This is a genomic window from Pleurocapsa minor HA4230-MV1 (assembly GCA_019359095.1).
GTDB lineage: Bacteria > Cyanobacteriota > Cyanobacteriia > Cyanobacteriales > Xenococcaceae > Waterburya > Waterburya minor.
Genome location: JAHHHZ010000026.1, coordinates 1 through 26,342, shown reverse-complemented (window position 1 = coordinate 26,342; position 26,342 = coordinate 1). Strand labels below are relative to the sequence as shown.

Below are 26,342 nucleotides of genomic sequence, written 5' to 3'. Positions count from 1 at the left end.
CTGTTGGAGATTTTCGCATCTGTCTAAAGATGACTACTACGTTTGTTAAACAGTTTTAGTATTTCCAGATTCAATATTTCCCAATCCAAAAGCGATCGCCAAACAGAAATCTTGACTGGCTATGGAATGACAAAATATTTACCCGACGAAGAGGGTCAATTGTCGTTGTGGTAGGTGCGATCGCTAATCTCTAAAATTATTTAACCGACCAACTTAAAAATTACCGTAATTATCACACTTAACAAAATTAAGATAAAGCTTAACAACTCACCAAACAACCACTTAATCCATGTAGTATCGACTTCAATCCCAGCAAGTTCAATTCTAATGTCATTGATTTTCTCATCTTGCTTATCAAAGCGATCGCTAATTAGCTTTTTAATTTCTTTCAGTTCTAGTTGTTGTTCAATGGTCATTAAATTAAATTATTGTTCTGTATTTAAGTTTCCATCTTTTCTAATTAGTAAGCTTTATTATAATCAAGTTGCTCTACAGCAAAATTTAATCTCGATTCCAAATAGTTATTCCTCCAGGTTTATCGATTAAAGTAATACCTTGAGCTTGTAATTCATCTCGAAGGCGATCGCTTTGGGCATAATCTTTATTGTTTCTAGCTTCATTACGCTGCTGGACTAAAGCATCAATTTCTGAGTCACTTAAACCTGTATCACTACTATCTTCATCAGTACTGGCTGTAAAACCTAAAACAGTGGCTAATTGGGTCAAAGTTTGCCATTGTTGCTCTAATGATTGAGCGTCAGTTTTAGTTGTTCCTTCGTGAATTAGAATATTACCTTCCTTACTTAGGTTCTTAGCAATTTCAAACAGTACTGCTAATCCACCAGCGAAATTGAAGTCATCATCTACAGCGGATTTAAATCTGGTTACTAGTTCCTCGTTTAACAAATCTGTCCCAGAAAAACCTAGTTGTTTCCCATATTGATGACCAAACAGTAATCCTTCTTTGAGAGTTGACCAACTATGCGTCGCCGTAGTTAAGGCTTCATCGGTAAAATCTACAGGTTTGCGATATTGAGCCTGCAAGATAAATAAACGTACCGCCATTGGTTCATATTTATCTAACAATTCGCGGATCGTAATAAAGTTGCCTAAAGATTTAGACATCTTTTTCCCTTCGACAATAATCATGCCGTTGTGTAGCCAATAGTTAGCCAAGGGTTGACCCGTAACTGCTTCTGATTGGGCAATTTCGTTTTCATGATGGGGAAAAGTCAAATCCCCACCACCTACATGAAGATCGATAGTTTCTCCCAGTCTTTCGCGCACCATCGCCGAACACTCGATATGCCAGCCAGGACGACCATTTCCCCAAGGAGACTCCCAAGCTGGTTCACCCTCTTTAGCCGCCTTCCAGAGGGCAAAATCAAAGGGATATTGTTTTTTACTATCTGGATCTTCATCAACTCTACCGCTAGCACCTGCCTGCATATCTGCTAATTTCCTACCCGACAGCTTGCCATAATCAGGAAACTTCTGCACTGCATAGTAAACATCACCCTCAGCAGGATAGGCAAAACCTTTTTGTTCTAGTTCGGCGATTAAACGCTTGATACCATTCAAAGTATGGGTTGCACGAGGATAGGCATCTGCTTTTCCTACTCCTAAACGTTCCATATCTTCAAAGTAGGCAGCGATATACTTCTCCGAAACCGCCTCCATCGATGTTCCTTCTTGATTGGCGCGCTTGAGAATTTTATCGTCAATATCAGTAAAGTTCTGAATATAGTTAACTTCGTAGCCACTCCACTGTAAATAGCGACGCACCACATCCCAAACTAAACAAGTTCTAGCATGACCTAGGTGGCAATAGTCATAAACAGTTATGCCACAGCAATACATCCGCACTTTATGCTCTTCAATGGTCTGAAACGCTGATTTGTTGCGAGTGAGGGTATTGTATACGGTTAAAGTCATGACTAGGGGTTTATTGGATGATCTAAATAATCTTAATTGATGAACACGGATGATCGATCTGTTTAGCAACTAATTCTAGATTTTAGCTCTTTCACCTACGGACAATTTGTAGTGCTTGGCTATAATTTGCTAAACTAAAAAATCTTAATTTAGTTCTTTAGTACTATAATTATCAAATTTATGGCTCTTAATGTAGTTAATTTAGTCGGTCGTGCTGGTGCTAACCCAGAGGTAAAATATTTTGATTCTGGTTCAGTTAAATGTACTTTACCTTTAGCCGTCAGTCGCCCTAGTCGCAATAGCGAGCAACCAGATTGGTTTAATCTCGAAATTTGGGGCAAAACTGCCGAGATAGCAGGAAATTATGTCAGCAAAGGGAAACAAATTGCGGTGCAAGGTTCTTTTAAAATTGAAACCTGGACAGATCGTAATACGGGAGGATTGCGATCGCGCCCGATCATTAAAGTTGATCGTTTAGAACTATTAGGTTCCAAAAGAGATAATGACTCTAGCGAAGTGAGTGGCTACCCTGGTGGAGTCAGTGGTTACCCAGAATAGGGAATTGCGAACGGGCGCGGTCTTGGGGGTTTCCCCCATAAGCGACCCGTTCAAGAAGGGGAATTAGGGAATTAGGGAGAACCAGCAACAGGCATGAAAAACGAGGTGGCGTTTGGTTCAAAATTGTTTAAGAGAGATAGTCTATGGGTAATCTGTTTGCTTGTGGCTGCGGTAATGCTCTATACCTCTGGTTTAGGAGATTTGCCCCTCAGAGATTGGGATGAAGGAATTGTCGCGGGAGTTGCCCGCAATATCTGGCGCGCTGAACCAGGTAGTCAAACGTGGCTCTATCCCACCATTAACTATGGTGAACCTTACTGGAATAAACCGCCCTTAATTCACTGGTTAATTGCTGTTAGTTACAGACTATTTGGTGTCAGCGAATGGAGTACGCGCCTAGTTCCTGCGCTTTTGTCTGCCTGTTCTGTTCCATTGGTGTATTTAATTGCCCGAGAACTTTTTCTTCATCTTGCCACAGCAATTTTTAGCGCTTTAGTCTATTTAACTTTACTGCCTATAGCTCGTCATGGTCGCTTAGCAATGCTCGATGGCGCGATCGCCTGCTGGTTTTGTTTAGGGGTTTGGTGTTTGTTGCGCGGTAGACAACGTAATTCCTGGTTGTTGGGTGCAGGCATCGCCTTGGGCATGATCTGTCTGACTAAAGGCATGATGATGGGTGTCTTGTTGGGGGGAATTGTACTCCTCTTTACAGCTTGGGACAGCCCTAAGTTGTTGAAAAATCCTTATTTATGGGCGGGTTTACTGTTAGGGGTAATTCCTGCGATCGCCTGGTATTGTCTACAATATTTTCATTATGGAGCGCAATTTTTAGGCATCAGTTTAGGAGAGCAGACCTTCAAACGCATTTGGGCGCCCGTCAGCACCATTTCTGGCCCTCCTTGGTACTATTTGCTAGAAATAGCCAAATATAGCTTTCCCTGGCTCATATTTCTGCCACACGGAGTCAAATTAGCCTGGGCTAATCGTCATCTTAGTTGGGGAAAACTAACTTTAGTCTGGACGGGAGTTTATCTGCTGGCAATCTCTTTGATGAAAACTAAATTGCCCTGGTATGTAATTCCTCTTTATCCAGGATTATCACTGTTAATTGGCGCTAGTTTGAACAAAATTTGGCAAAAAAAACAGTTAGCTTACTTTTGGCAGGTATCCCTAAGTTTTATTACCCTAATTTGTTGGTTGGGCGGTGTTTATTATGGTTTTGTCGCGCCAGTACCACAAATCGATTTAGCCTTAATCTTATTAGTCGTAGCCATTAGCTTCACTGCGGCATCAGCATTAATCTGGCTACGCAATCGTCACTTTATTGTAATTATAGGAGTTGGGTTCTATCTGGCTCTATTACTGCTGTTTAATTCTCCTCATTGGCTGTGGGAATTAAATAATGATTTTCCCGTTCAACCTGTAGCAACGATGCTGCAAGCAAAAATTCCGAGTTTCCAGAAAATATATACCAATCATCCTTATTTCCGTCCGTCATTAGAATTTTACAGCGATCGCGTAGTAATTCCTCAGTCCAACGATCGGCTAGAGCAGCTTTGGCAAGAATCAAAACCCGCTTATTTTCTAATTAATTCAGATATACTACCTGCCCCCAAGCTAAAAGACCAAGAAGTTCTAGCAAGTGTTGTATCATGGCAACTGATCACCCAAAAATAGTAAATAACTCAATAACTAGCTGTGGAATTAAAATATGCTCTAGTCCACGAGTGGTTGACTCCTAAAGCGACTGGAGGCTCTGAGCTAGTAGTCCAAGAAATCTTAAATCATATTGATGCTGATTTGTACGCTCTGATTGATTTCGAGTCCACTAATCCTCAGAGTTACCTTTATCAAAGAGCAATCAAAACCACCTTTCTGCAAAATTTTCCCCAAGCTCGTAATGGTGTCCAGAAATATTTGCCCCTGTTACCCATCGCGATCGAGCAACTAAATCTAAATCAATATGATGTCATTTTATCTTCTTCTCATGCTGTAGCTAAAGGAGTTTTGACCAATCCTCATCAACTCCATATTTGTTACTGTCATACTCCAATGCGCTATGCTTGGGACTTAACTTTTGATTACCTACAAGGCGATCGCCAAGGTAGAGGAATAAAAGGATTGATCGCCCGATATATTCTCCATCGAATGCGCGAGTGGGATGTCATTTCGGCTAACCGAGTGGACTATTTTATTGCTAATTCTCAGCATACAGCCAAGCGTATTTGGCGCTGTTATCGTCGCTCTGCCAAAGTCATTTATCCGCCAGTTAACCTAGATAAATTTAATTTTCAGCCAGAAAAAGCCGACTTTTATCTGACAATTTCTCGATTGGTGAGTTATAAACAAATATGCTTAATCGTCAAAGCATTTAATCAACTAAAAAAACCGCTGGTAATTATTGGTGCAGGCTCACAATTATCAGAAATACGCCAACTAGCCGAGTCTCATATCCAAGTTTTAGGTTGGCAACCCGATCATATCGTTCAGGAGTATATAACTAAAGCCAAAGCCTTTGTTTACGCAGCCTGTGAAGATTTCGGAATTGCTCTAGTTGAGGCTCAAGCCTGCGGTACACCAGTAATTGCCTATGGAAAAGGAGGAGCCTTAGAAACAGTTAAAGATATTCGTCAATGTCCTCAAGATGGTACAGGTTTATTGTTTGATACTCAACAACCAGAAGCCTTAGTTGCTGCGGTTAAGAGTTTTGAACAGCTACAACCCCAAATTGAGCCAAAGAATTGCCGATTACAAGCGAATAAATTTAGTCCCGTGGTTTTCCAACAGTCCTATTTAAAATATATTGAGGATTGCTATCAAGAGTGGTCGCAATCGAAAACATAGAAAAGAGTCTATTCACCTTTAAATTGACAAATATCAGCCAATTTAAGCTTGATAGATTTATCATTGAACGGTGTGGTGTGATGTATGAAGGAGTAAGATGACTGCAAACAGCCAGCTTGTTTCCGTCAAGATAGTACAAGGGCTAATTAGAAAAAGCGGTCGAGCTTTATTCAATCCTCATCGATTGAGATTATCCTTCTTTATCTTAAACGGAAATTTTTACAAACGAATATTTGATATAGTTTTTGCCTTATTAGTATTGACTATATTTTCTCCCTTGTATTTAATTTTGGTGATTTTAGTTGCCTTAAATTCTCCAGGATCAATATTTTATGTCCAGAAGAGAATTGGCAAGAATCATCAAGCTTTCAACTGTATTAAATTTAGAACTATGGTTCATAATGCCGATCGAGCATTAGAGGCAATCATGCAAGATTCTGAGCAAATGCGTCAAGAATTTCAAGCCAGCTTTAAGCTTAAACAAGACCCGCGAATTACAAAGATGGGTCAATTTTTGCGCTTGACTAGTCTGGATGAATTACCTCAATTTTGGAATGTCTTAAAAGGAGAAATGAGCGTAGTTGGGCCAAGACCATTAGTACCAGAAGAGTTAGCAAAATACGGTCGTCAAATAAATATTGTACTTCAGGTGAGACCAGGAATTACTGGCTTATGGCAGGTTTCAGGTAGAAATGACATTCCTTATCCCAAAAGAGTACAGATCGATGTCTATTATGCTAACAACTATAATTTTTTCCTAGATTTATGGATTATCTTCAAAACTATTGGGGTGATGTTATTTCCGCGTAAAAATGGTGCTTACTAAATATTAATTGCTTTTTAATCAATTTCAAGAGAACACTCCTCTGGTTAAGCTAGATTATGGTCGTATTGTCTGAAACTAAATCCAATTGATTAAATTGATTAAAGTAGTTTCCAAATTAAGTGTAATTCTTTTAAGTGTCTTGGCAACATTATATATATCTCTCGGTTTATTGTTGCATTGGGGACAAACCAAATTAATTTTTTTCCCCGACAGCTATATTGAATCAACACCCCAAGACTATGGTTTAGATTATCAAGACATTTGGCTCAGTTTGGGAAAGGAGCGAGTTCATGGTTGGTGGATTCCTGCTGCACAAGCATCTACACCAGTATTACTTTATTTTCACGGTAACGGTAGTAATAATGGCGATTTAACCCAACTGGCAGCTATTTTACATCAGCTAGAAGTATCGGTACTGCTGATCGACTATCGGGGTTATGGCAAAAGTAGTCCAGTATTCCCTAATGAAACTAGGGTATATGAAGATGCAGAAGCTGCTTGGCAATATTTAACTCAGGAAAGGCAAATCAAACCACAACAGATCTTTGTTTATGGTCAATCCTTGGGGGGTGCGATCGCCATTGAACTAGCTACCAAACATCCAGATATGGCTGGTTTAATCACCGAAGGAACTTTCACCTCAATTCAAGATATGGCTGGCTTAATGCCTGGAATCAAGCTGTTTCCTTTAAGTTTGCTAATAACCCAACGTTTTGATTCGCTTACAAAGATTAAATCCCTACAGACACCAATTTTAATCCTGCATGGTACAGGCGATCGCACGATCCCCCTCTGGATGGCAAAGAAACTATATTCTGCTGCACCTGAACCCAAACAGCTCACAATTTTTCATCAGGCAGGACATAACAACCTACCCGAATTAGATCAGCAAAAATACCTGGGAATTCTCAGAAAATTTATAGAATCAATGAGCAATAATTAGTAATCAGTAATTAGTAATCAGTAATCAGTAATCAGTAATCACCAATCACCAAGTCGGATCTTCATAAACATTGATAGTCAACTCGGATCTATCTCCTGGAATAGAGCTAATACAGGCACAAACGGCTTCCCCATCGTCTAGTTCTACTTCACAAGCATGACAAGAACCCATTAAACAGCCTGTGGCAATAAATACCCCTGCTCGATTTGCCACTTCTAATATTGATTCTCCTGATTCTGCTAAAACAGTTATCTCATCTGGTAAAAAACAAACTTCTATACTCATACTTTAAAGATTGCTAGACAAAAATCCTTTTAAGTCTATGTTTTTTTCCACCAAGTCTGCCAGCTTATTCAAAGTAGACTCTCTTTGATCGCGATAATTAGAAATCCCCGTAGCCAAAGATGACATACCTCTTTGTTTGCGCAGTTGGTTGATCCATGAACGTCGCCAAGCACCATTATCAAACAGACCATGAAGATAACAGCCCCAAATCGATTGACTTTTATCCACTAATCCTAATCCTGGATCATCGAAAATAGGCTGATACTCATTTGCGCCTTCTTTCAAACTACGACTGATCCTACTACGCCCCTGATGTATTTCGTAGCCATCTACAGGTAATCCCGCTTGAGGGAATTGAGAAATTACCTGTCTTTGTCGAGCAACTTTATTAGGTGAAAGAATCGTGCTAATTGGTAACAGATTAAGCGCATTATACTCTCCTGCCTCTCCTTCCAAGCCTTCGGGATCGATGATCCGTTGTCCTAAAATTTGGAATCCGCCACAGATACCCAGTATAGTACCACCAGCAGCAGCATAGTTTCTGATTTGTTCAGCCATACCACTTCTTTCCATTGCCAACAGGTCAGGAATAGTAGTTTTTGTCCCAGGAATAATCACCGCATCAGGATGTCCTAAAGAGTCTTGAATATCAATATAATTTACCGCCACACTAGTTTCAGCCTCTAAGGGATCGAAGTCGGTAAAATTAGCAATTTTGGGTAGTCTAATTACATTAATATTGATGTCTTGGCTACTACGGCGACGATTTCTCTCTAATAAATCTAGGGAATCTTCGGCGGGAAAAGGTTGATCGCTCCAGGGAATAACACCTAAAACGGGAACTTGGGTTTTTTCTTCTAACCAGGTGATCCCTGAATCCAATAGTTCTTTCTGTCCTCTAAACTTATTAATCACTACTCCTTTAACTAGCGATCGCTCTTGGGGATCTAATAGTTCTAGAGTTCCGACCACATGGGCAAACGCGCCACCTCGTTCGATATCTACCACCAGGATTGTCGGCGCATTGAGGTGTTTTGCCACCCGCATATTAGTCAGATCGCGATGCTTCAGGTTGATTTCTGCTGGGCTACCTGCCCCTTCACAGACAACTAAATCAAATTCTAAGGAAAGACGATACAAACATTCTTGAACGACCTCCCAGCCCATGTCAAAATATTGCTCGTAATACTCCGACGCTTTTACTGTGCCGACTGCCTTACCTTTAATAATGATCTGAGAAGTCATGTTTCCTTGTGGCTTGAGTAGAATCGGATTCATTTCTACCCGAGGAGCAACCTTTGCTGCCCATGCTTGAACAGCTTGAGCATGACCTATTTCTCCCCCCGTGGCGGTGACATAAGCGTTGAGTGCCATATTCTGTCCTTTAAAGGGAGTGACGCGCCAACCACGTCTGGCTAAAATACGGCATAATGCAGCAGTCAGAAAGGATTTTCCTGCATGAGATGTTGTTCCGACTACCATGATCGCTTTCATCGATTGCTCCTGTGCTGGAAGATATACATGAAGATATACATTGTTATAACAGTAGTTTGCTATTTCACAGCGACAATTTTAACCAACGATTTAGCCAATGTGAAAGCCGATTGATTAAAGTCGCAGTCGGAATTTCGGTTTGTGCTGACCATTCTGCTACGATTTCTCTCCCTAAAGGAGTTAGGCGAAAACTATCGGTTAAACCCTGTCCATCAACTTCCCGACGTAGTAAGCCAACATTAATTAGCCACACCAATTTATCTTCTATTCTTGACTCGCTAAGTGCTTCCTTGACATAGCCTAGTTTAATTCCTGTCTCTTCAGCAATTTGTTGAATTGGGACACTTTGATTTCGCATCTCCTGAAATAGCTTGAGCCGAAAAGGTGAACAAGATAGAGCTATTTTGGCTCTGCGAACAGTTTTAGGGGCATATGTAAATGTTTTAGCTGGGGAATCTGTAATCATTTTGTTAGAGGTTGTATAGCAACTAAAATTAGTTAAATTATTTATCGTCCTAATAAACAATTATGGTTTTAATTGGCGATGATTGAAAAACTTTAATAGATTCAAGCTAATTAACAGCCAACAATAGCCAAAAACATAACCACCTAAAATGTCTGTTGTCCAATGAGCTTTGACGTATACGCTACTAAAGCCGATTAACAAGACTAAGCAAGTGGCAACCCCATAAACATATTTTGTCAGTTGGGGATATCTAGCAGCAATAATAAAAGATATATAGAAGTAGAAAACTAGGTTTCCCGCTGCATGACCACTAGGAAAACTGTCTGGACTTAAATCGCTAACTAATCTTGGTTTAGGTGGGCGATCGCGATCGAAAAAAGGCTTCAGCACCTTGTCTACTAGTAGTAAAATCCCCAAAGTGGCAAATACTAACGCCTTAACTTCTGACCAATAACGTTGGCGAATTAAAGTAATTAGAGCAACTAGCACGATCGCACCAGTAACATAGGTATTGCTTATGCGATAAACGTTGGTAAAAATAAAATCTGAAAGTAAATTGCGCTGATTACTTAAAAACTCTAGAACATCTAGATCGAGGGAATAATAGTTTTGCTTAAATGTTTGATAGCAAAGCTGTACAAACGGAAGCAACAGCAACAAAAGTAAGTAAAGGTTGTTTCGGCTTATTTTTGGGTATTTTGGCATTGACTAATTTCAGTACAAGCAGCTTCGCTTTGGCAATTAGCAATTATAGTTACTTTGAGTAAAAGTTGTACTTAGTCTGTAAAGTTGTCATGAACACTGCTCCAGAAATTCAGACCAAAACCGTTGAAGCTAGAGGAATTAAATTCTCGATCATCGAAGATCGACAGGAAGTTGCCAGAGCTTATCTTTACATCATGCACAATGAACTGCATCAAGAACCTTTCGGTCTCTTAGAAGATGTTTATGTTAACGAGAGCTGTCGGGGTTCAGGTTGGGGAACAAAATTAGTCCAGCAGGTAATTACAGTCGCCAAAGAACAAAATTGCTATAAGTTAATTGCCACGAGTAGAAAATCTCGTCCTAGAGTCCATCAGCTATACGAAAAATTGGGGTTTGAATCCAGAGGTTTTGAATTTAGAATCGATCTATAAAGCGATCGCTAAATACAGCTAAAAAGTATCTTGATAATCTGAATATCCACTACCAAATTCCTTTATGATAAGAGACTAACCTCACCAGAACTTTTTCATTTTTCAACTATGACCAAGCAAACTATTTCTGTCTTAGTAGAAGACGAAGCAGGAGTTTTAACCCGCATTGCTGGATTATTTGCTCGCCGTGGTTTTAATATTGAAAGCTTGGCGGTGGGCCCTGCTGAACAATCAGGTGTCTCGCGCATTACTATGGTTGTCCCTGGAGATGAAAAAATTGTCGAGCAGCTAATTAAACAGCTATACAAGTTGATTAGCGTCCTTAAGGTGCAGGATATTAGCCAACAGCCTTGTGTCGAAAGAGAGTTGATGCTGATTAAGATCAATGCTACTGCCTCTAATCGCGCTGAGGTCATTCAAGTGGCGCAAATCTTCCGCGCTCGTGTAGTCGATCTTTCTGAGGACGCTCTGACTCTCGAAGTTGTAGGCGATCCTGGTAAAATTGTGGCGATTATTCAGATGCTAACTAAATTCGGCATTCGCGAAATTGCGCGTACAGGAAAAATTGCTTTAGTTAGGGAATCGAAAGTAAATACTGAATATCTCAAGTCGTTAGAGGCAAAAGTTACTCTGTAGGCATATAGCTATAGTATTTTTGGCGTGTTTAAAGTTTTAATTAACTTAAAGCGATCGCCAGAATCAAAATGATCGTTACAGTTTCAACAACAGTTTAGTTTGAGCGGAGATAAAATTTTGCTGAATCAAGATTTGATATAGGTTGATCTCTGTTTCTAACAAGCAAGCATGACCACTTTGAGGTAGGATCATCATCTTTCCTTGAGGCAACAAATTTGTTAGCTTTCGTGCTTCGGCGACAGAAGGTAATAAGTCATCAGCTGCTCCTGCCACAATTAGACTAGGAATATTGAGGCTACGTAACTCTTCGTCTAATACCTTAAAATCTCTTAACAAAGACAGCCTCCAGCTAATCACATGAGGCGGGATCGACTTCATACTTTCAATTAGGCGATCGCGATCGCAATCATTAATCCGATTGAGGCGTACTAAAAAAGGTAATAGTCCAGCAGCAGAATAGCGATGTACCCAAGACGGTAGAAACCCAGTCAGATCTACTCCCCAACTGAGAATTGGTAGCTGATTAAAACTAGAAGCAGGATTAACTAAGATCAGCTTACTAATTAAATCTGGCGCAGCTAAAGCAGTTTTTAATGCCAGACAACCACCAAAAGATTCACCACATAGATAAACTTCATGATTGGTCTTTTTCGCTAACTCCGACCTAATTAACTGCACTGTATCTCTAGCTAAATCCTGCCAGGTACTATGATTATTAATGCGAATTGCCAGACATCGCAGGTCAAAATCAGCTGCTAAATGATCGGACTGAGTTTGGAGTAATTTTCCTGTTCCGTCCATCCCAGGAAGATAAACAAACAAAGGCGCATTGGGATTAACTTCCCTGGGATCGATAAAATCTACGCTAAGTTCAGAACTCATAGATATATGTAATAAAACAAAACTTAAACCTTCTTAATTATTATTCTCTAACATTTACTGCTTGAATTTTATTTCACCCTCATTTTCTTCATATTTCCCTGACTATGAGCAATGAACAATGAACAACCATCAGTAATTAGTAATTAGTAATTAGTAATTAGTAATTAGTAATCAGTAATTAATAACACCCTTCCTTTAATAACTCGGTGATTTGATCCTGGCAATAGTTAGTCAAATCGAGAGCGAGTCGTTTTGCCTGCTTACCTTTATATTCCTGCTTTTGAGTTGCATTAATCAAGTAGGGTCTGCCGATTAATACATGGACGCGATGATAAACTAACATCGGATGTAAACCCTGTCGTTCAAAGAAAGGTTCATTTTGGTCAAACTGCTTGAGCCAGCGGATAGGAATACTGGGATAGTTAGTTTCTGATAAAGAGGCGATCGCCACGGGTAAAACAGCCAAATTAGTCACTGGTACTTTCCAAGCCAGATGTGCGAAACCACGGTGAAATGGATTAATCTCATGGGGTGCAGTAGGTTCAATCATCGGTTTTGTTCCCTCGGGAAATAATCCTACCCACTGTCTGGAGGTTAAGAGATAATTTGCTTGCTCAAAAAATTCTTGTTGTCTGTGTTCCGCTGTTCCTAAAGGAAAACAACCTAGGGAATCAACAATTTCTCGCACAACTGGAGTCTGTCCCATGTAATGATGACAGGCAATTCTTAGTGTATTAGGAATCGTCTTAATTAGAATTGGCGCATCTAAAAAACTACGATGATTACTAATCACGATGGTGGGAATATCCTGGGGAATGCGATCGGTATAAGACTTAGTTAAATTGAGATTAACCGCTGATATTAAAGATTGAGCAAGCAGACGTGGTGTAAATGACAACATTCAATAAATTATTAGCATATTCAAACTAAAGTATTAATATCGCGCTTTTATTACTTAGATCGGGTTATTTACAGTATGAAGTAATACTTAACCTTTAACCAAGATTTGATTGAGAAAGATTTGCTGTAGCTCAAAGAGGTTCAGACAATTACGCTGCATTGCTGCTGAAAATTATTGGAAATTGCAAGGTCACTTTGTTAACGAAATCGAAAATTTATTAAGTATTACTCTTAACGTTATTTTAAAGCTCTGTTGTAATTGATACTGTAGTGATGAGGTTCCTCAAAATATAACAAAATTAGCTAAATTGTCTCTCATTTCCCAATCGAGAATCAACATCTAGATGGTAGATAATCTCCATCAATCTATAGAAAATTGCCCTTAGCTAAAAGGCTAGCAAAACTATATCCCTTTAGTTAGAGCAATTTCTCGCTAAGTCAAATGAATCATACTGATATTAACCATAAATTTTCTTTAACTACCCCCCTTTATTACGTTAACGGAGTCCCTCATATTGGCAGTGCCTACACTACCATGGTGGCAGATGCCCTAGCTAGATTCCATCGTTTACAGGGTAAATCAGTCTTATTAATTACAGGAACAGATGAACACGGACAGAAAATTCAACGCACTGCTGCTGAGGAAAATGTAGAACCCCAAGTTCATTGCGATCGCATTGTCGAAAGCTTTGAATCTTTGTGGACAAAGCTAGATATTAAATACGATCGCTTTATCCGTACTACTGCACCAAAGCACCAGCAGATCGTAAATGAATTCTTCGATCGCGTTTGGCAACAAGACGACATTTATCTCGATCGTCAGCAAGGCTGGTATTGCGTATCTTGTGAAGAGTTCAAGGAAGAGCGAGAGTTAATTGAAAACCATTATTGTGCCATTCATACTAATAAACAAGCAGAATGGCGTGATGAAGAAAACTATTTCTTTCGTCTCTCTAAATATCAGCAGCAGCTAGAAGAACTTTATGAGTCTCAGCCAGACTTTATTCAACCACCTAGTCGGCGCAATGAAGTACTTAACTTTGTTCAACAAGGCTTAAAAGATTTTTCTATCTCTCGTGTTGATGTAGATTGGGGTTTACCTGTCCCTATAGACGATAAACACACAATTTATGTCTGGTTTGATGCTCTCTTAGGCTATATCACAGCCTTGTTAGAGCCAGAACAAGCTCCCACCTTGGAGAATGCCTTAGCTCAATGGTGGCCGATTAATCTGCATCTAATTGGTAAAGATATATTAAGATTCCATGCGGTTTACTGGCCTGCTATGTTAGCTTCTGCTGGTTTACCTTTGCCAGAAAAAGTTTTCGGTCATGGTTTTCTAACCAAAGACGGACTTAAAATGGGCAAAACTTTGGGTAATACCATCGATCCGATTGAGTTAGTAGATAGATACGGTGCAGATGCCGTGCGCTATTACTTTCTTAAGGAGATTGAATTGGGCAATGACGGTGATTTTAATGAAACTCGTTTTATTAATGTGCTTAACAACGATTTAGCTGATGTGCTAGGAAATTCGCTGAACCGTACCTTGGGAATGTTGAAAAAATATTGTCAGAGTACTGTACCGCAATTATCTGGTGCTGACTTCAGTTCAGACCATCCTTTAAAAAGTATTGGTGTGACTTTAGGCGATCGCGTAAGCCAAGCTTATGAAAATCTTCAAGTTAGCCAAGCTTGTACAGCGGTTTTATCTTTAGTACGAGCTGTCAATAAATATATTGACGACAGCGCACCTTGGAAACTATTTAAACAGGAGCAGCAGACTGAAGTTGAGCAAATTTTATATGCAGTTTTAGAATCTATTCGCTTATCAGCTTATCTTCTATCCCCTGTAATTCCTAGTACCAGCAGCAAAATATATCAGCAGTTGGGTTTTAACTGGGATTTTAATCAAGATCGAGTAAAGCAAGGCGTATTTTCCAGTCACTCGAAATGGGGTGAGTTGTCAATCGGTAAAGCTTTGGGGCAAGCTAGTCCTGTTTTTTTAAAACTAGAATTACCGCCAGAAGATTAAATAATGGCGAGTAATTAGACTAAGTATATTTTTTTACTGATATAACTAAGGCATAAAAATCAGGGCGCTCAATGTTTTAATTAAGATAAGTATAAATACTCAATAAACATCCAACTCGCTCTGGTGATCTATTAGCTTAGACGGTCAGAATTTTAAAAGCTTCGTCGTCAATTAGACTAGAACACTAGCCTTGACTTCTTTAGTAGTTAACGTCACATCGCCTTTAATAAATAACTTGGGTTTAAAAGGGACTAATCCACCCCAATAGAATACTTTTTTCATAAAAACGAGGCTTAACATAATGCTAGACAATTTCGGCAGCGATCTTATTTTTACACCAGAACAAATTTTAGAAAACAGAGGGCGAGTCGCAATTTTTATCGACGGCTCTAATTTATTTTATGCAGCACTACAGTTAGGGATTGAAATTGATTACAGCAAACTACTGTATCGTCTGACTGGTGGATCGAGGCTTTTAAGGTCATTTTTCTATACTGGAGTAGATCGCACCAATGAGAAACAACAGGGATTTTTGCTCTGGATGCGTCGCAACGGCTACCGTGTAATTGCCAAGGATCTGGTGCAGCTACCTGATGGCTCAAAAAAGGCTAATTTGGACGTGGAGATTGCTGTAGACATGATGGCGCTGGTTGCTTCATATGACACAGCAGTATTGGTCAGTGGAGATGGAGATCTGGCTTATGCTGTAGATGCCGTGAGCTATCGAGGAGCGAGAGTAGAGGTTGTTAGTTTACGTTCGATGACTAGCGATAGTCTGATTAATGTAGCGGATCGCTATATAGACTTAGATCAGATTAAAGGAGATATTCAGAAAAGTAATAAGCACAGCGATCCCTACCATAGCTTTTCTGGTTTTGGCATTTTAGATGATTAGATAATATTGATTTAGTTGTTTGATTTTAAATACCTCTTAATTGAGCAAGATAGAAAATAAATTAATCGATAATCGATCATTAACATAGGGTTCAAAGCTTGTAGCTTTGAGCCTTTTTTGGTGGATGTATAGCCGTACAAAAAGTAAAAATTGATTAAAAGCCTATAGCTTATAGCTTATAGCTTATAGCTGCGAGCAGTAATCCTTCGTATAGCATTACTTAATCAGCAACGCCGAGAAAAGACTGTTTCTGAGACCAAAATGGTTAATTATTGGGTTGAGAGTATAGAGTAGATTTAACAATCTTTCCTGTTAATTGTCACTTGAACAGACCTAAATTAAAATTAATCGCCAATCAGCCAAATGTTTGGCTGTTAATAGTTCTGCTTAGTATTACTGGCTGTCAGTCATCAAGTCCTGATGTCGATCGCGCTTCAGAGGTTAGTCGTCTTGATACTCAGTTAGTTTTAAATAATGCTGTCTTAGAGCAATCGAACAGAAAATCTAATACTGTCTGGAAAATTAAAGCAGATAAGATTGTTTATAGTCAAGACAAGGAAATTGCTACTTTAAATAAAGTAGTTGGTAACTTACTCCAGAATGGTGCTGTTATTTTAAAAATTAGCGCTGAGTCTGGAGAAGTTAAGGAGCGGGGCAATATAATTTTGTTGAATAAAAAAGTTGTTGCTAGCGATCCGCGTAATGGCAGTGTTATTACTAGTGAGGCAGTGGAGTGGAGACCTCAAGCTAATTTACTGCTGATTAAATCCAAATTGACGGGAAATAACGCTAATTTGGAGGTTTTTGCCGAGTCAGGAAAATATTTTACCGATCTGGAAAAGCTAGAAATACAGGATAATGTAGTTGCCACTAGTAAGCAGCCTCCTTTACAGTTAACTAGCGATCGCCTGGAATGGAAGATCCCTCAAGAGCAAATTATCAGTCCAGGTGCAATAAAATTAGTCCACTATGACCAAAATAAAACTATCATCGATCGATTGGTCAGCGATCGCGCTGAATTACGTCTGGCGGAAAACCAGGCAATTTTAACCAAAAATATCGAGTTAGTCACCTCAAATCCTCAACTACAGATAGCTACAGATTCTCTGATTTGGAATTACCAAAATCGGCTCGGTAAAAGCGATCGCCCAATTCAAATTATAGACCGCGATCGCCAAATTAGCCTGACAGGTAACAAAGGTGAAATTAATCTTCCACAACAGCTAGCCAAATTAACAGACGGCGTAAAAGGTATTAATCAGGTAGAAGCATCAGAATTATATGCGCGGCAAATGAACTGGAAAATTGATACTGAAGAATTAGAAGCAATGGGAAGCGTCGTCTATGAACAAGTAGATCCTAAAGCTCGTTTGACGGGAGAAAAAGCGAGTGGCACTTTAGGAAATAGTAAGATCGTAGTCACTAGTAATGGTCAACAACCAGTCACTTCAGTGATTGATAATTAATGGGTAATGGGTAATGGGTAATGGGTAATGGGTAATGGGTAACTGAAATTCGCTGTAAGTAACAAGTAATTTTTAAAACTTGCCGTGTTTAACCATGTTCCAGCAATCTGTTAAGTTAATTATTAGTTATCACCACTAGCATTACTTAATAATTAATGTCTATCAAACAGGTACTAGTTACTGGCGCAACGGGGAAAACAGGCTCAATAGTCTATCAAAAACTTAAACAAGATCGGAACTTTAAGGTTAAAGGATTTGCGCGATCGCCAGAAAAAGCGCAAGAATTATTTGGTTCAACTGAAAACTTTTATTTTGGTGATATTAAAGATCCCCAAAGTTTGACAGAAGCGTTGAAAGGCTGTCAGGCGTTAGTAATTTTGACCAGTGCATCACCAAAAATGGTCGCGCCACCACAACCAGGAGAGCGTCCTCAGTTTTCCTATCCACCTGATGGGACACCAGAATTAGTCGATTATCAGGGACAAAAAAATCAGATCGATATGGCGATCGCTGCTGGCGTTGAGCAGATTGTTTTAGTTGGTTCGATGGGTGGAACGAATGAAAATCATCCTTTGAACATGATGGGTAATGGCAAGATCCTGATTTGGAAGCGTAAGGCGGAAGAATATTTAGTGAATTCAGGAATAAACTATACGATTATTCGCGCAGCAGGTTTGCTAGATCAGCCTGGGGGAGTTAGACAGCTCATAGTTGGCGACAATGACGAATTGTTGGTTAATCCACCTGATGATATTCCCACCTCAATTCCACGAGCAGATGTGGCAGAAATGGTAGTGCAAGCATTGAAAGAACCATCGGCGATTAATAAAGCTTTTGATTTAATGTCTTATCCTGAAGCTGATGCTGAATCTATCACTCAAGATTTTGCTGCCTTATTTGCTCAAACCACTGCGGCTAAATTCTAGTAATAATAAACATGACTACAAGCGATCGCCTTCACTCTTTGCCTGAACCTCCTGGTAGTGGAGGATTACTTCTTATCGGCGAAACAATTGCCTTTTTTAACGATCCTGACTTTAACAATAAGAGAATAGCTAAATACGGCAAGGTTTATAAAACTAATATCTTTGGTAGTCCTACAATCGTCATGATTGGTTCAGAAGCTAATACTTTTTTGTTTCGCAATGAGAATAAGTATGTTGTTTCTAGTTGGCCAAAAAGCACGAGAACTTTGTTGGGTAAAAAATCTTTGTCAGTTAATAACGGCAGTTTTCATACCTCACGCCGTAAGCTTTTGTATCAGGCATTTCAACCAAGAGCTTTGGCAAGTTATATACCGACGATGACACAGATAACTGATGCCTATCTAAACAAGTGGTCAGAGATAGGTACGCTTACCTGGTATCCAGAATTACGTGACTATACTTTTGACATTGCCAGTAATTTATTTGTCAGCACTGAGGTCGGTTCTCAAACTGCCATAGGTCATTATTTTGAGGATTGGTGTGCTGGGTTATTTACGCTGCCGATTTCTCTACCCTGGACTAAATTTGGGAAGGCTTTAAAAGCTCGTAAAAAGTTATTAAAAAGTCTGGAACAAATTATTCTCCAACGTCAACAAGCAGATGAGCCTGGGGAAGACGCTCTAGGGTTACTAATTCAAGCAAAAGATGAAGCAGGAAACGGTCTTAGCTTAGAAGAATTAAAAGATCAGATTCTCTTATTATTGTTTGCAGGACACGAGACTTTAACCAGTGCGATCGCCTCTTTTTGTCTCTTAACCGCGCAACATCCTGATGTTCTAGCCAAACTTAGAGCAGAACAAGCTGATTTAAATATCACGGGGACTCCCACTTTAGCAGACTTGCAAGCTATGACCTATCTCGAACAGGTACTCAAAGAAGTCATGCGTTTAATTCCCCCTGTGGGTAGTGCTTTTCGATCGGCGATCGCCACTTTTGAATTTGCTGGCTATCGTATCCCTAAAGGCTGGAATATTCAATACCAAATTGCGCAAACTCATCAAGACAAAGATCTTTATCCCGAAAGCGATCGCTTTAACCCCGATCGTTTTGCAGCGGATAACTCAATCGATAAATCCAGCTTTGGCTATATTCCCTTTGGTGGCGGTTTAAGAGAATGTATCGGCAAAGAGTTTGCTCGTCTGGAAATGCGTCTATTTGCCTCAAAACTGTTGCAGAATTATCAATGGGAATTAATCCCCGATCAAAATTTAGATTTAGTTACCCTACCAACTCCCCATCCCCGTGATGGTTTAAAAGTTAAATTTAGTCGCCGTTAATTCAATGAGCAGTGAGTCCTAAAAGATTCCCTAAAGAGATAGTAGGGTGGGCAAACGAGCAAATTATACTTGTGTGTTTTCAATATTCTTTATGCCCACCTAATCAGTATTAGTAATTAGTCCTAAAGGATAAGCTTCGCAAATAATTAGTAATCAGTAATCAATGACCATTTTTCTGCAACAATTTATTCATGAGTCAAAAATTACAGCAGGGTCAAGTAGTCGAACTAGAAATCACCGATCTCAATACTGATGGGGATGGAGTCGGTAGACATGAGGGAACAGTTGTGTTTGTGCCGAATACGGTCACAGGCGATCGCCTAACTGCCAAAATAGTTCAGTCTAAAGCTAAATTTGCTAAGGGGAAGCTGGAAAAATTATTAAACTCTTCTCCTCACCGTATTCGTCCTGGCTGTATTGTGGCGGATAAATGTGGTGGCTGTCAGTGGCAGCACATCGAGATAGATTATCAACGCGAAGCTAAACAACAGCAAGTAATACAGGCTTTTCAACGTATTGGAGGCTTTGCTGATGTGGAAATACAGCCGATCTTACATGCCGATCATGCGCTTAATTACCGTAACAAATGTACCTATCCTTTAGGGCGATCGAGTACAGGACAAGTACAGGCTGGCTATTATCGTCAGGGTAGCCATAAATTGATTAATCTCAATCAGTGTCCCGTACAGGATGAACGTTTGCATCCTTTATTACGGGAAGTAAAGCAAGATATCCAAGAGAGAGGCTGGTCAATTTATAACGAAACCAATCATCAAGGTAAATTACGTCATTTATCCTTAAGAATTGGTCAAAATACGGGTGAAATGCTGCTTACCCTAATTAGTACCGATCGCAATTTGGCTGGTATCGAAGAACAAGCACAGCTATGGTTGGATAAATACCCTGGACTAGTGGGAGTATGTTTAAATCTCAATCGCGATCGCACTAACGCAATTTTAGGTAAAACAACTCAGACGATTCTTGGTAAGCCTTATCTCAGAGAAATCTTTGCTGGAGTTGAACTACATATTGCTGCGGATACCTTTTTTCAGGTTAATACTAGTGCAGCAGAATTACTACTTCAGACAATTATTCAGCAATTAAAGCTTACGGGAAGCGAAAACATTATTGATGCCTATTGTGGTGTTGGGACATTTAGTTTGCCTTTAGCACAGAGAGTACAGCAAGTTGTTGGCATCGAACTAAACCATAATTCTGTTAGACAAGCACAAAGTAACGCTGCGTTAAATCAAATTAATAATGCAATTTTCTGGACGGGTAAAGTAAAAGACTGTCTCCAACAAATCGAATTTCAACCTGATATTTTGTTGCTAGATCCTCCCCGTAAAGGTTGCGATCCCCAAGTTTTAGAGACAATCCTCAAGCTCAAGCCTGAGCGCATTGTCTATGTTAGCTGTAAACCAGCGACTTTAGCACGAGATGTTCAGCTGCTGTGCGCATCAGGAACATATCAACTCAGCCAAATTCAACCCGCCGATTTTTTTCCGCAAACAACTCACGTTGAATGCTGCGCCATCTTGAACAAGCTGTAATTAACTAGTCAAAACCTTATTTTGTGAGAAAGTTTAGTATAATGTAGGTGTGAAACAAAAGCGTTTTTTCTAATCTAAAAAGAAACACTATGGTTTTAGATGTTGAATCAGTTATTAAATTAGTTCATATTATTGCTCAGACAAGATTGTTATAGCCAATCAATTATAGCTATGAATAATCTGCTACCAGCAGCAATAAATAGTTAGTTTTTGACTAAAAATATAGGTTAAATAACTTCGATTTATTGTAATCAATACAGCATAATTTGACCTTTAACACAGCACAAATCCTAGAGTTTAATAGAGGTATATATTAAGTGATTGCCATTCCTATTCCTTGGAATAGAAGCAAGTGGAGTACCATGAGCTTCACGTCAACACTCTATCTCTGTCCTGTTCTCGATTTACTTTTAGTAAACGTACCTCCAGCATGGCAGGCAGAAGTAAGATTAGGGCTACAAGAAGCGTTAGTTAATGCAGCCAAACATGGCAATAAGCTTGACCCCAACAAAACTATTATCGTCAGATTTTCTGCCACCAGTAGCGAATATTCTTGGATTATTGTCGATCAAGGAAATGGTTTTACCGAAGGGTGTAAGTGCCTTAACAAAATCGATAACAAAATCGATCAAGCTCAGATGCTTCCTATGGATGAAGCCGAAAATGGCAGAGGTTATTCAATTTTGCATGAGATATTTGACGATGTTCATTGGAATCGGGATGGTACTCAGCTAACTCTCTCCAAAGCAGTAGTCAGCAGTAAAGAAAGACAGCCAGCGATTTGTTGATCTGATCTTCTTATTTACTAAGGTTAATAGTGAATAAAGTTTGATATACTAGTTAAGCGTTATGCGCGGCGACATAGCCAAGTGGTAAGGCCGTGGATTGCAAATCCATTATCCCCCAGTTCGAATCTGGGTGTCGCCTTGGACAATGTTTTATAGTGATCGAAGTAAAGGTTAGGACAATAAAAATTTCATCTCGCGCAAAGGCGCAAAGGCGCAAAGAGACTAGGATATGTCTTAATCTATCGTTCGATGGCTATAAATTAGCATAGTTAACATTAATTTCAAGTCCAATAGAGAATTTTGGCTTGAGGAAAGTTAGTGTCTATTTGAGCTTCGATAAATTCTTGCAATTCTGCCATTGTATCTTTGTGGTAGACATATTTAACGCCACCGAACTTATTGCGCTTTTGACTGCGATTTTCTGGCTCAAGATCCAATTTACTCTTGGGATACCATGTCTCTAACACCTCTTTTGATTTAGGTGTAAAACGATGGGTAATTAATTCAAAGGTAAGATCGCAATCAAGATCCAAGGTTTGGGTAATCAATTGAAACAAATTAGCATAGTGTTGTTGCCAATCGGCGATCGCCATAATTGGTGCAATTACAATCCCAACAGGATAACCATGTGCAGCTAGTTTACGTAATGCCTGTAATCTTTGAATCACAGTAGCTGTTCCCCCTTCCATGCTGTGACTGACAGGATCGGCATTAACGCTAACACGACAGCGAGTATGTCCATTGTGGGGTAAATCTAGAAGTTGCTCGACATGATCGAACTTACTTACCCAACGCAAATATGCCGTTTCTCTTGTGCCAAAATAGCGAATACACTCCGCCAAGCTACCTGTTAAATGCTCAATTCCTAAAGGATCGGTATAGCAACTCACCTCATAGGTGGTATCTTGCCCTTCTTGTTCATAATTGCTCAAATTAGCCAAAATTTGCGGTAGATTACCATAAACTTTAACGACAGGAACACCAGATAGACTACCCGCCAAATAACAATATTGACAGTGTGCAGGACAACCCTGTGCCAAATGAAATTGCCAGTCAGCCGAAGGAGGGATCGGCGTTAATTGAAGCTGACTTAGTGGCGCATTAACTATAGCCAGAGTATTTTTAGCGATCGCATAGGTTTCTCTTTCATCTTTACCTCGCAACCCCGTAAGTCGATTTTGCGATAATTTGGTGACAGGAATACCAAAAGATTTAACTCGCTCAATAATTTGTTGTCCCCAATCTTCAGCGTAAGCAGCAGGAGTTACAAGTACTTGTTTTGGTAGCCACAGCTTTTGCGATCTGGCTTGAACTTGAGGCGTAACAGAGCTGGAGAGCATGATAATAATCGGTTTAAGAGAAAAGACCTACAATTAAAAGTTAGACAGAACATTAACCAATTCGTACCGACTAAAGATAGAGATCTGAAGATTTTATCTTGGTTAACAATAATTAATTAGATTGGCGATCGCACTGCAACTATGTGCAACTATCAAAAATGATGTACAACTTAGAAATGATAGATTTCCAAAGGTAACGTTCTTAGTAAACAGTAATATGCAAAAAAATGATCGAGAATCTAGCACCAGACATTTTTCGACAGAGATTACTACTTGAAGGTTTTTATACCATAGATATCAGCGAGGAGAGCTTAGAGAAATATCTTCTTACTGTTGCCCAGCATTTAGAACTGAGGACATATGGTAAGCCTATTATCTTTGCGCCTGCTTCGGGCATGGGTAAAGAGGAAAACGCAGGGTACGATGCATTTATTCCCTTAATTGACTCAGGTATCTCTGCCTACTTTTGGAGTAGTGCTAAGTTTTTTTCAATTGTGATGTATACCTGCAAGGGTTTTAATGAGCAAGCAGCAATTGACTTTACCAAAGAATACTTTGCTGTATCTAGTGAAATAGCCAGTGTCTCCTTTTAATTAGATAGATTTGCGATCGCATCCCAGCCATCAGAATAAAAAAGCGATCGCCATACAACAACTTTCTTTATTTTTAAGCCGATTTTTGATTAAAAAGCTGAAACAGTTTTTGCAGATCAAAATCATTCCAATTCAAAGCAACTGAAGTTTCAATCATTAATTCTCCCTGTTTTAGGCTAGTTATCAATGCTGACTCATTTTCCAGACTAGAAAAAAGAGCTTCTATAAGCTGTGATTGATTTCTAGGAAAAATATAGTAAACTTTATCAGCTTCAACTCTAACGCCTTCTGGTAACTTCCCGTTAGGAATTTTGCTACCTAAAAAGTTCTGCCAACCAGCGATAAGATAACGGTAAATAATAGAATCGGTGTAAAATTCAGGAGGTGTTAATAAACGAAGTTCTCCTTCAATACTTAGACCAACAGGAGGCTAAAAAATAATTCTATAAAAACAATATCGGCGGTTAATAACAACAGTAAAACCAATAAAATTTTACAAATATGGATTAGCTGAATAAGTGGCATCCATATTTGTTTTTCTATTGCTTAATTAATTGCTCATATTTGCAACCTTTTCTAGAGAAATTGTAATTGTATTCGCCATCTCAAAGTGCGATCGCCAGATCTATAAATTCCAGAAGATCGGCTAATTTTCAGCTTTTAACCAAAAATTGCTAAATATAGAAAAGGCGATCGCATTCAAAACCAGCTTACCGTCTATAGATGAAAAAGATGTGCTTTTGGAGACAGCATATAATTAAATAAGCAAGAAACAAAAAACTCCCATGTCATATCACGTTACAGCAGACTATGCCCGTAAAAACTTTAATGAAATTATTCAACGAGCCAAGATTGAAGCCGAAGGAGTAACAATCGTCAAAGACAATCAAAACTTTGTACTAATTGATCGAGAAGAATTAGAAGCCTTGATTGAAACTGCTGAATTACTTCAAATCCCTGACATATTGACAGATGTATCGCAAGCAAGAAAAGAATATCAACAGCAAGAAACTTTAACCATGGAGGATATATTTGGTTGAAGACACTCCTAAGTACCAAGTTTGATTTAGCAAAAAAGCTCAGAAAGATATTGCAGAATTAAAAAAGCAACAAAAAACCAAGCTCAAGCAAATTTTAGAACAAGTTATTGCTGTTAATCCTCATTGTGGAAAAGCCTTGAAGGGCAAGTTAAAAGGTTTAAATTCTTATAGATTGAATCGCCAAGATCGAGTTTTGTATGAGATTTACGAAAAAGACAAGATTGTTTTAATTATTAGGGCTAGAACTCATTACGGAGAATAAGGGAGAAAAATATAAGTAGCATAAATTTAGAAAATGCGATCGCTTTTTGTTTTTAAAGACGATAATGAATTAGCGATCGCGATACTGCCATCAAACATCAAAGTAAAATAGATATGTTCAGCTTTCAGTCAATTAATGAATTATCGACAGCCTCAAGATCCAGTTTCGACGATTGAATCAGCGAAAGTTCTTGCAGAATTATTTCTTAAAGCATCCGTAGCAAACGTTAATACTCTAACTGGTTGGTCGTTAGATGATCGTAACCCTCAGATCGTTGAACAGCTGATGCCGTTTGTTGGCTGGGTGTATCACAATTATTTTCGAGTGCAAACTGATGGCTGGGAGCATATCCCCAAAACTGGCAAAATGCTGTTGATTGGTTCTCACAATGGCGGATTGGCTGCCCCTGATACAATGATGATGACCTATGACTGGTTTCGACAGTTTGGGACAGACCGCTTAGCCTATGCCTTAATGGAACCTAAAGTTTGGCAAGCTTTGCCAGGAGTAGCTCGTTTAGCGGCACAAGTAGGTGCTATTCAAACCCATCCAGATGTAGCCAGGGCTGCTTTACGTCGAGATGCGGCTGTTTTAATCTATCCAGGGGGATCTAAAGATGTGTTTCGACCCCACTCTTTGCGCAATAAGATTTATTTTCATGGTCACAAAGGATTTATCAAATTAGCTTTGCAGGAAGAAGCGCCAATTATTCCCTTTATTTCTCATGGAGCGCATTCAACTTTAATTGTGTTGGCAGATATTTACCCCCAATTACAGCAACTACATAAGTGGGGAATGCCCTGGTTAGCAGGTTTTGACCCTGGAGTATTTCCTATTTATCTGGGTTTGCCTTGGGGTATTGGAGTTGGCCCTTTACCCAATATTCCCCTGCCTGTTCCGATCCACACTAGAGTTTGTCCACCAATTCTGTTTGAGCGATATGGGCAAGAAGCAGCACGCGATCGCCAATATGTCGAGCAATGCTATGATCGAGTCTGTCAACAGATGCAACAGGAACTAGATCGATTAGTTCAAGAGAAATAAAAATGCGATCGCATTCAAAAATAGCTTACAGTCTATAGAACCCATTTGAGATCTTTTATCAAGATGGATTAAAGTAAGAAAGACAGTTCAATCGAATCATCATGGCATATTCCAGCAGTCTTAGCGACCAAGAATGGGAAATCTTTGAACCTCTGTTG

General features: G+C 39.3%; 27 protein-coding genes and 1 tRNA gene. 19 read left to right on the top strand and 9 right to left on the bottom strand.

Going from position 1 to position 26,342, the window contains the following annotated elements:
- Window positions 1-200: 200 nt before the first annotated feature.
- Both KME09_18035 and cysS read right to left on the bottom strand, forming a co-directional pair.
- On the bottom strand, window positions 201-416 hold the full coding sequence (locus KME09_18035) for a hypothetical protein (protein MBW4535841.1): 216 nt from the start codon (window positions 414-416) through the stop codon (window positions 201-203).
- An 85-nt stretch (window positions 417-501) separates the two neighbouring features.
- The gene (cysS, locus tag KME09_18030) at window positions 502-1,935 is read right to left on the bottom strand and encodes a cysteine--tRNA ligase (protein ID MBW4535840.1); all 1,434 of its coding nucleotides are present in this window, start codon (window positions 1,933-1,935) and stop codon (window positions 502-504) included.
- A gap of 180 nt (window positions 1,936-2,115) precedes the next feature.
- On the opposite strand from cysS, the gene KME09_18025 reads away from it, so the two are divergent.
- The 5 genes from KME09_18025 (at window position 2,116) to KME09_18005 (ending at window position 7,106) form a co-directional block, all read left to right on the top strand.
- Window positions 2,116-2,493, top strand: a complete 378-nt coding sequence (locus KME09_18025) for a single-stranded DNA-binding protein (GenBank protein ID MBW4535839.1) — start codon at window positions 2,116-2,118, stop codon at window positions 2,491-2,493.
- 93 nt (window positions 2,494-2,586) lie between these two features.
- Entirely contained in the window at window positions 2,587-4,170 is a 1,584-nt protein-coding gene (locus KME09_18020; GenBank protein MBW4535838.1) for a glycosyltransferase family 39 protein, read from the top strand.
- Between the two features lie 21 nt (window positions 4,171-4,191).
- Window positions 4,192-5,337: a glycosyltransferase gene (locus KME09_18015; GenBank protein ID MBW4535837.1), complete on the top strand. Its 1,146-nt coding sequence runs from the start codon at window positions 4,192-4,194 to the stop codon at window positions 5,335-5,337.
- A 97-nt stretch (window positions 5,338-5,434) separates the two neighbouring features.
- Complete coding sequence (locus KME09_18010) at window positions 5,435-6,163, top strand: sugar transferase (GenBank protein ID MBW4535836.1); 729 nt, start codon at window positions 5,435-5,437, stop codon at window positions 6,161-6,163.
- A 97-nt stretch (window positions 6,164-6,260) separates the two neighbouring features.
- Window positions 6,261-7,106, top strand: coding sequence for a lysophospholipase (locus KME09_18005; GenBank protein MBW4535835.1), 846 nt, complete (start codon window positions 6,261-6,263; stop codon window positions 7,104-7,106).
- A gap of 45 nt (window positions 7,107-7,151) precedes the next feature.
- Here KME09_18005 and KME09_18000 read toward each other — a convergent pair whose 3' ends face one another.
- The 4 genes from KME09_18000 to KME09_17985 form a co-directional block, all read right to left on the bottom strand.
- Window positions 7,152-7,391, bottom strand: coding sequence for a 2Fe-2S iron-sulfur cluster binding domain-containing protein (locus tag KME09_18000; protein MBW4535834.1), 240 nt, complete (start codon window positions 7,389-7,391; stop codon window positions 7,152-7,154).
- A 3-nt stretch (window positions 7,392-7,394) separates the two neighbouring features.
- Window positions 7,395-8,885 (bottom strand): cobyric acid synthase CobQ, encoded by a 1,491-nt coding sequence (gene cobQ / locus KME09_17995; protein ID MBW4535833.1) that lies wholly within the window; start codon window positions 8,883-8,885, stop codon window positions 7,395-7,397.
- A 64-nt stretch (window positions 8,886-8,949) separates the two neighbouring features.
- Entirely contained in the window at window positions 8,950-9,351 is a 402-nt protein-coding gene (locus tag KME09_17990) for a hypothetical protein (GenBank protein ID MBW4535832.1), read from the bottom strand.
- 60 nt (window positions 9,352-9,411) lie between these two features.
- Window positions 9,412-10,056, bottom strand: coding sequence for a phosphatase PAP2 family protein (locus KME09_17985; GenBank protein ID MBW4535831.1), 645 nt, complete (start codon window positions 10,054-10,056; stop codon window positions 9,412-9,414).
- Window positions 10,057-10,145: 89 nt separating this feature from the next.
- On the opposite strand from KME09_17985, the gene KME09_17980 reads away from it, so the two are divergent.
- Together KME09_17980 and ilvN are read left to right on the top strand one after the other, a co-directional pair.
- Window positions 10,146-10,487 (top strand): GNAT family N-acetyltransferase, encoded by a 342-nt coding sequence (locus KME09_17980; protein ID MBW4535830.1) that lies wholly within the window; start codon window positions 10,146-10,148, stop codon window positions 10,485-10,487.
- Window positions 10,488-10,595: 108 nt separating this feature from the next.
- Window positions 10,596-11,123: an acetolactate synthase small subunit gene (ilvN, locus tag KME09_17975; protein ID MBW4535829.1), complete on the top strand. Its 528-nt coding sequence runs from the start codon at window positions 10,596-10,598 to the stop codon at window positions 11,121-11,123.
- A 75-nt stretch (window positions 11,124-11,198) separates the two neighbouring features.
- Here the strand turns inward: ilvN and KME09_17970 are convergent, their stop codons facing one another.
- A complete protein-coding gene (locus tag KME09_17970) occupies window positions 11,199-12,005 on the bottom strand; it encodes an alpha/beta hydrolase (protein MBW4535828.1) in 807 nt (268 codons plus the stop codon).
- 178 nt (window positions 12,006-12,183) lie between these two features.
- Window positions 12,184-12,906 (bottom strand): 1-acyl-sn-glycerol-3-phosphate acyltransferase, encoded by a 723-nt coding sequence (locus KME09_17965; GenBank protein MBW4535827.1) that lies wholly within the window; start codon window positions 12,904-12,906, stop codon window positions 12,184-12,186.
- Window positions 12,907-13,347: 441 nt separating this feature from the next.
- Between KME09_17965 and metG the strand changes: the two genes are divergently transcribed.
- The 8 genes from metG to KME09_17925 all read left to right on the top strand — a co-directional run bounded on the left by metG (window position 13,348) and on the right by KME09_17925 (window position 22,044).
- Window positions 13,348-14,940 carry a methionine--tRNA ligase gene (gene metG / locus KME09_17960; protein MBW4535826.1) on the top strand — a complete coding sequence of 531 codons (1,593 nt, stop codon included), beginning with the start codon at window positions 13,348-13,350 and terminating at the stop codon, window positions 14,938-14,940.
- Window positions 14,941-15,241: 301 nt separating this feature from the next.
- On the top strand, window positions 15,242-15,835 hold the full coding sequence (locus KME09_17955) for an NYN domain-containing protein (protein MBW4535825.1): 594 nt from the start codon (window positions 15,242-15,244) through the stop codon (window positions 15,833-15,835).
- 347 nt (window positions 15,836-16,182) lie between these two features.
- Window positions 16,183-17,301 (top strand): LPS export ABC transporter periplasmic protein LptC, encoded by a 1,119-nt coding sequence (gene lptC, locus KME09_17950; protein ID MBW4535824.1) that lies wholly within the window; start codon window positions 16,183-16,185, stop codon window positions 17,299-17,301.
- 155 nt (window positions 17,302-17,456) lie between these two features.
- Window positions 17,457-18,227: an SDR family oxidoreductase gene (locus KME09_17945; protein ID MBW4535823.1), complete on the top strand. Its 771-nt coding sequence runs from the start codon at window positions 17,457-17,459 to the stop codon at window positions 18,225-18,227.
- Between the two features lie 11 nt (window positions 18,228-18,238).
- The gene (locus tag KME09_17940) at window positions 18,239-19,564 is read left to right on the top strand and encodes a cytochrome P450 (GenBank protein MBW4535822.1); all 1,326 of its coding nucleotides are present in this window, start codon (window positions 18,239-18,241) and stop codon (window positions 19,562-19,564) included.
- A 191-nt stretch (window positions 19,565-19,755) separates the two neighbouring features.
- Window positions 19,756-21,117: a 23S rRNA (uracil(1939)-C(5))-methyltransferase RlmD gene (gene rlmD / locus KME09_17935; protein MBW4535821.1), complete on the top strand. Its 1,362-nt coding sequence runs from the start codon at window positions 19,756-19,758 to the stop codon at window positions 21,115-21,117.
- 362 nt (window positions 21,118-21,479) lie between these two features.
- The gene (locus KME09_17930) at window positions 21,480-21,905 is read left to right on the top strand and encodes an anti-sigma regulatory factor (GenBank protein ID MBW4535820.1); all 426 of its coding nucleotides are present in this window, start codon (window positions 21,480-21,482) and stop codon (window positions 21,903-21,905) included.
- Window positions 21,906-21,972: 67 nt separating this feature from the next.
- Window positions 21,973-22,044: transfer RNA gene (locus KME09_17925), tRNA-Cys, on the top strand.
- A 142-nt stretch (window positions 22,045-22,186) separates the two neighbouring features.
- On the opposite strand, the gene KME09_17920 is transcribed toward KME09_17925, so the two are convergent.
- Window positions 22,187-23,245 (bottom strand): radical SAM protein, encoded by a 1,059-nt coding sequence (locus KME09_17920; protein ID MBW4535819.1) that lies wholly within the window; start codon window positions 23,243-23,245, stop codon window positions 22,187-22,189.
- A gap of 227 nt (window positions 23,246-23,472) precedes the next feature.
- Between KME09_17920 and KME09_17915 the strand changes: the two genes are divergently transcribed.
- From KME09_17915 to KME09_17900, 4 genes are all read left to right on the top strand, one after another.
- The gene (locus KME09_17915; GenBank protein ID MBW4535818.1) at window positions 23,473-23,838 is read left to right on the top strand and encodes a hypothetical protein; all 366 of its coding nucleotides are present in this window, start codon (window positions 23,473-23,475) and stop codon (window positions 23,836-23,838) included.
- A 785-nt stretch (window positions 23,839-24,623) separates the two neighbouring features.
- Window positions 24,624-24,878, top strand: a complete 255-nt coding sequence (locus tag KME09_17910; protein ID MBW4535817.1) for a type II toxin-antitoxin system Phd/YefM family antitoxin — start codon at window positions 24,624-24,626, stop codon at window positions 24,876-24,878.
- 49 nt (window positions 24,879-24,927) lie between these two features.
- The gene (locus tag KME09_17905) at window positions 24,928-25,140 is read left to right on the top strand and encodes a type II toxin-antitoxin system YoeB family toxin (GenBank protein MBW4535816.1); all 213 of its coding nucleotides are present in this window, start codon (window positions 24,928-24,930) and stop codon (window positions 25,138-25,140) included.
- Between the two features lie 135 nt (window positions 25,141-25,275).
- Window positions 25,276-26,184 carry a glycerol acyltransferase gene (locus KME09_17900; GenBank protein MBW4535815.1) on the top strand — a complete coding sequence of 303 codons (909 nt, stop codon included), beginning with the start codon at window positions 25,276-25,278 and terminating at the stop codon, window positions 26,182-26,184.
- Window positions 26,185-26,342 lie beyond the last annotated feature (158 nt).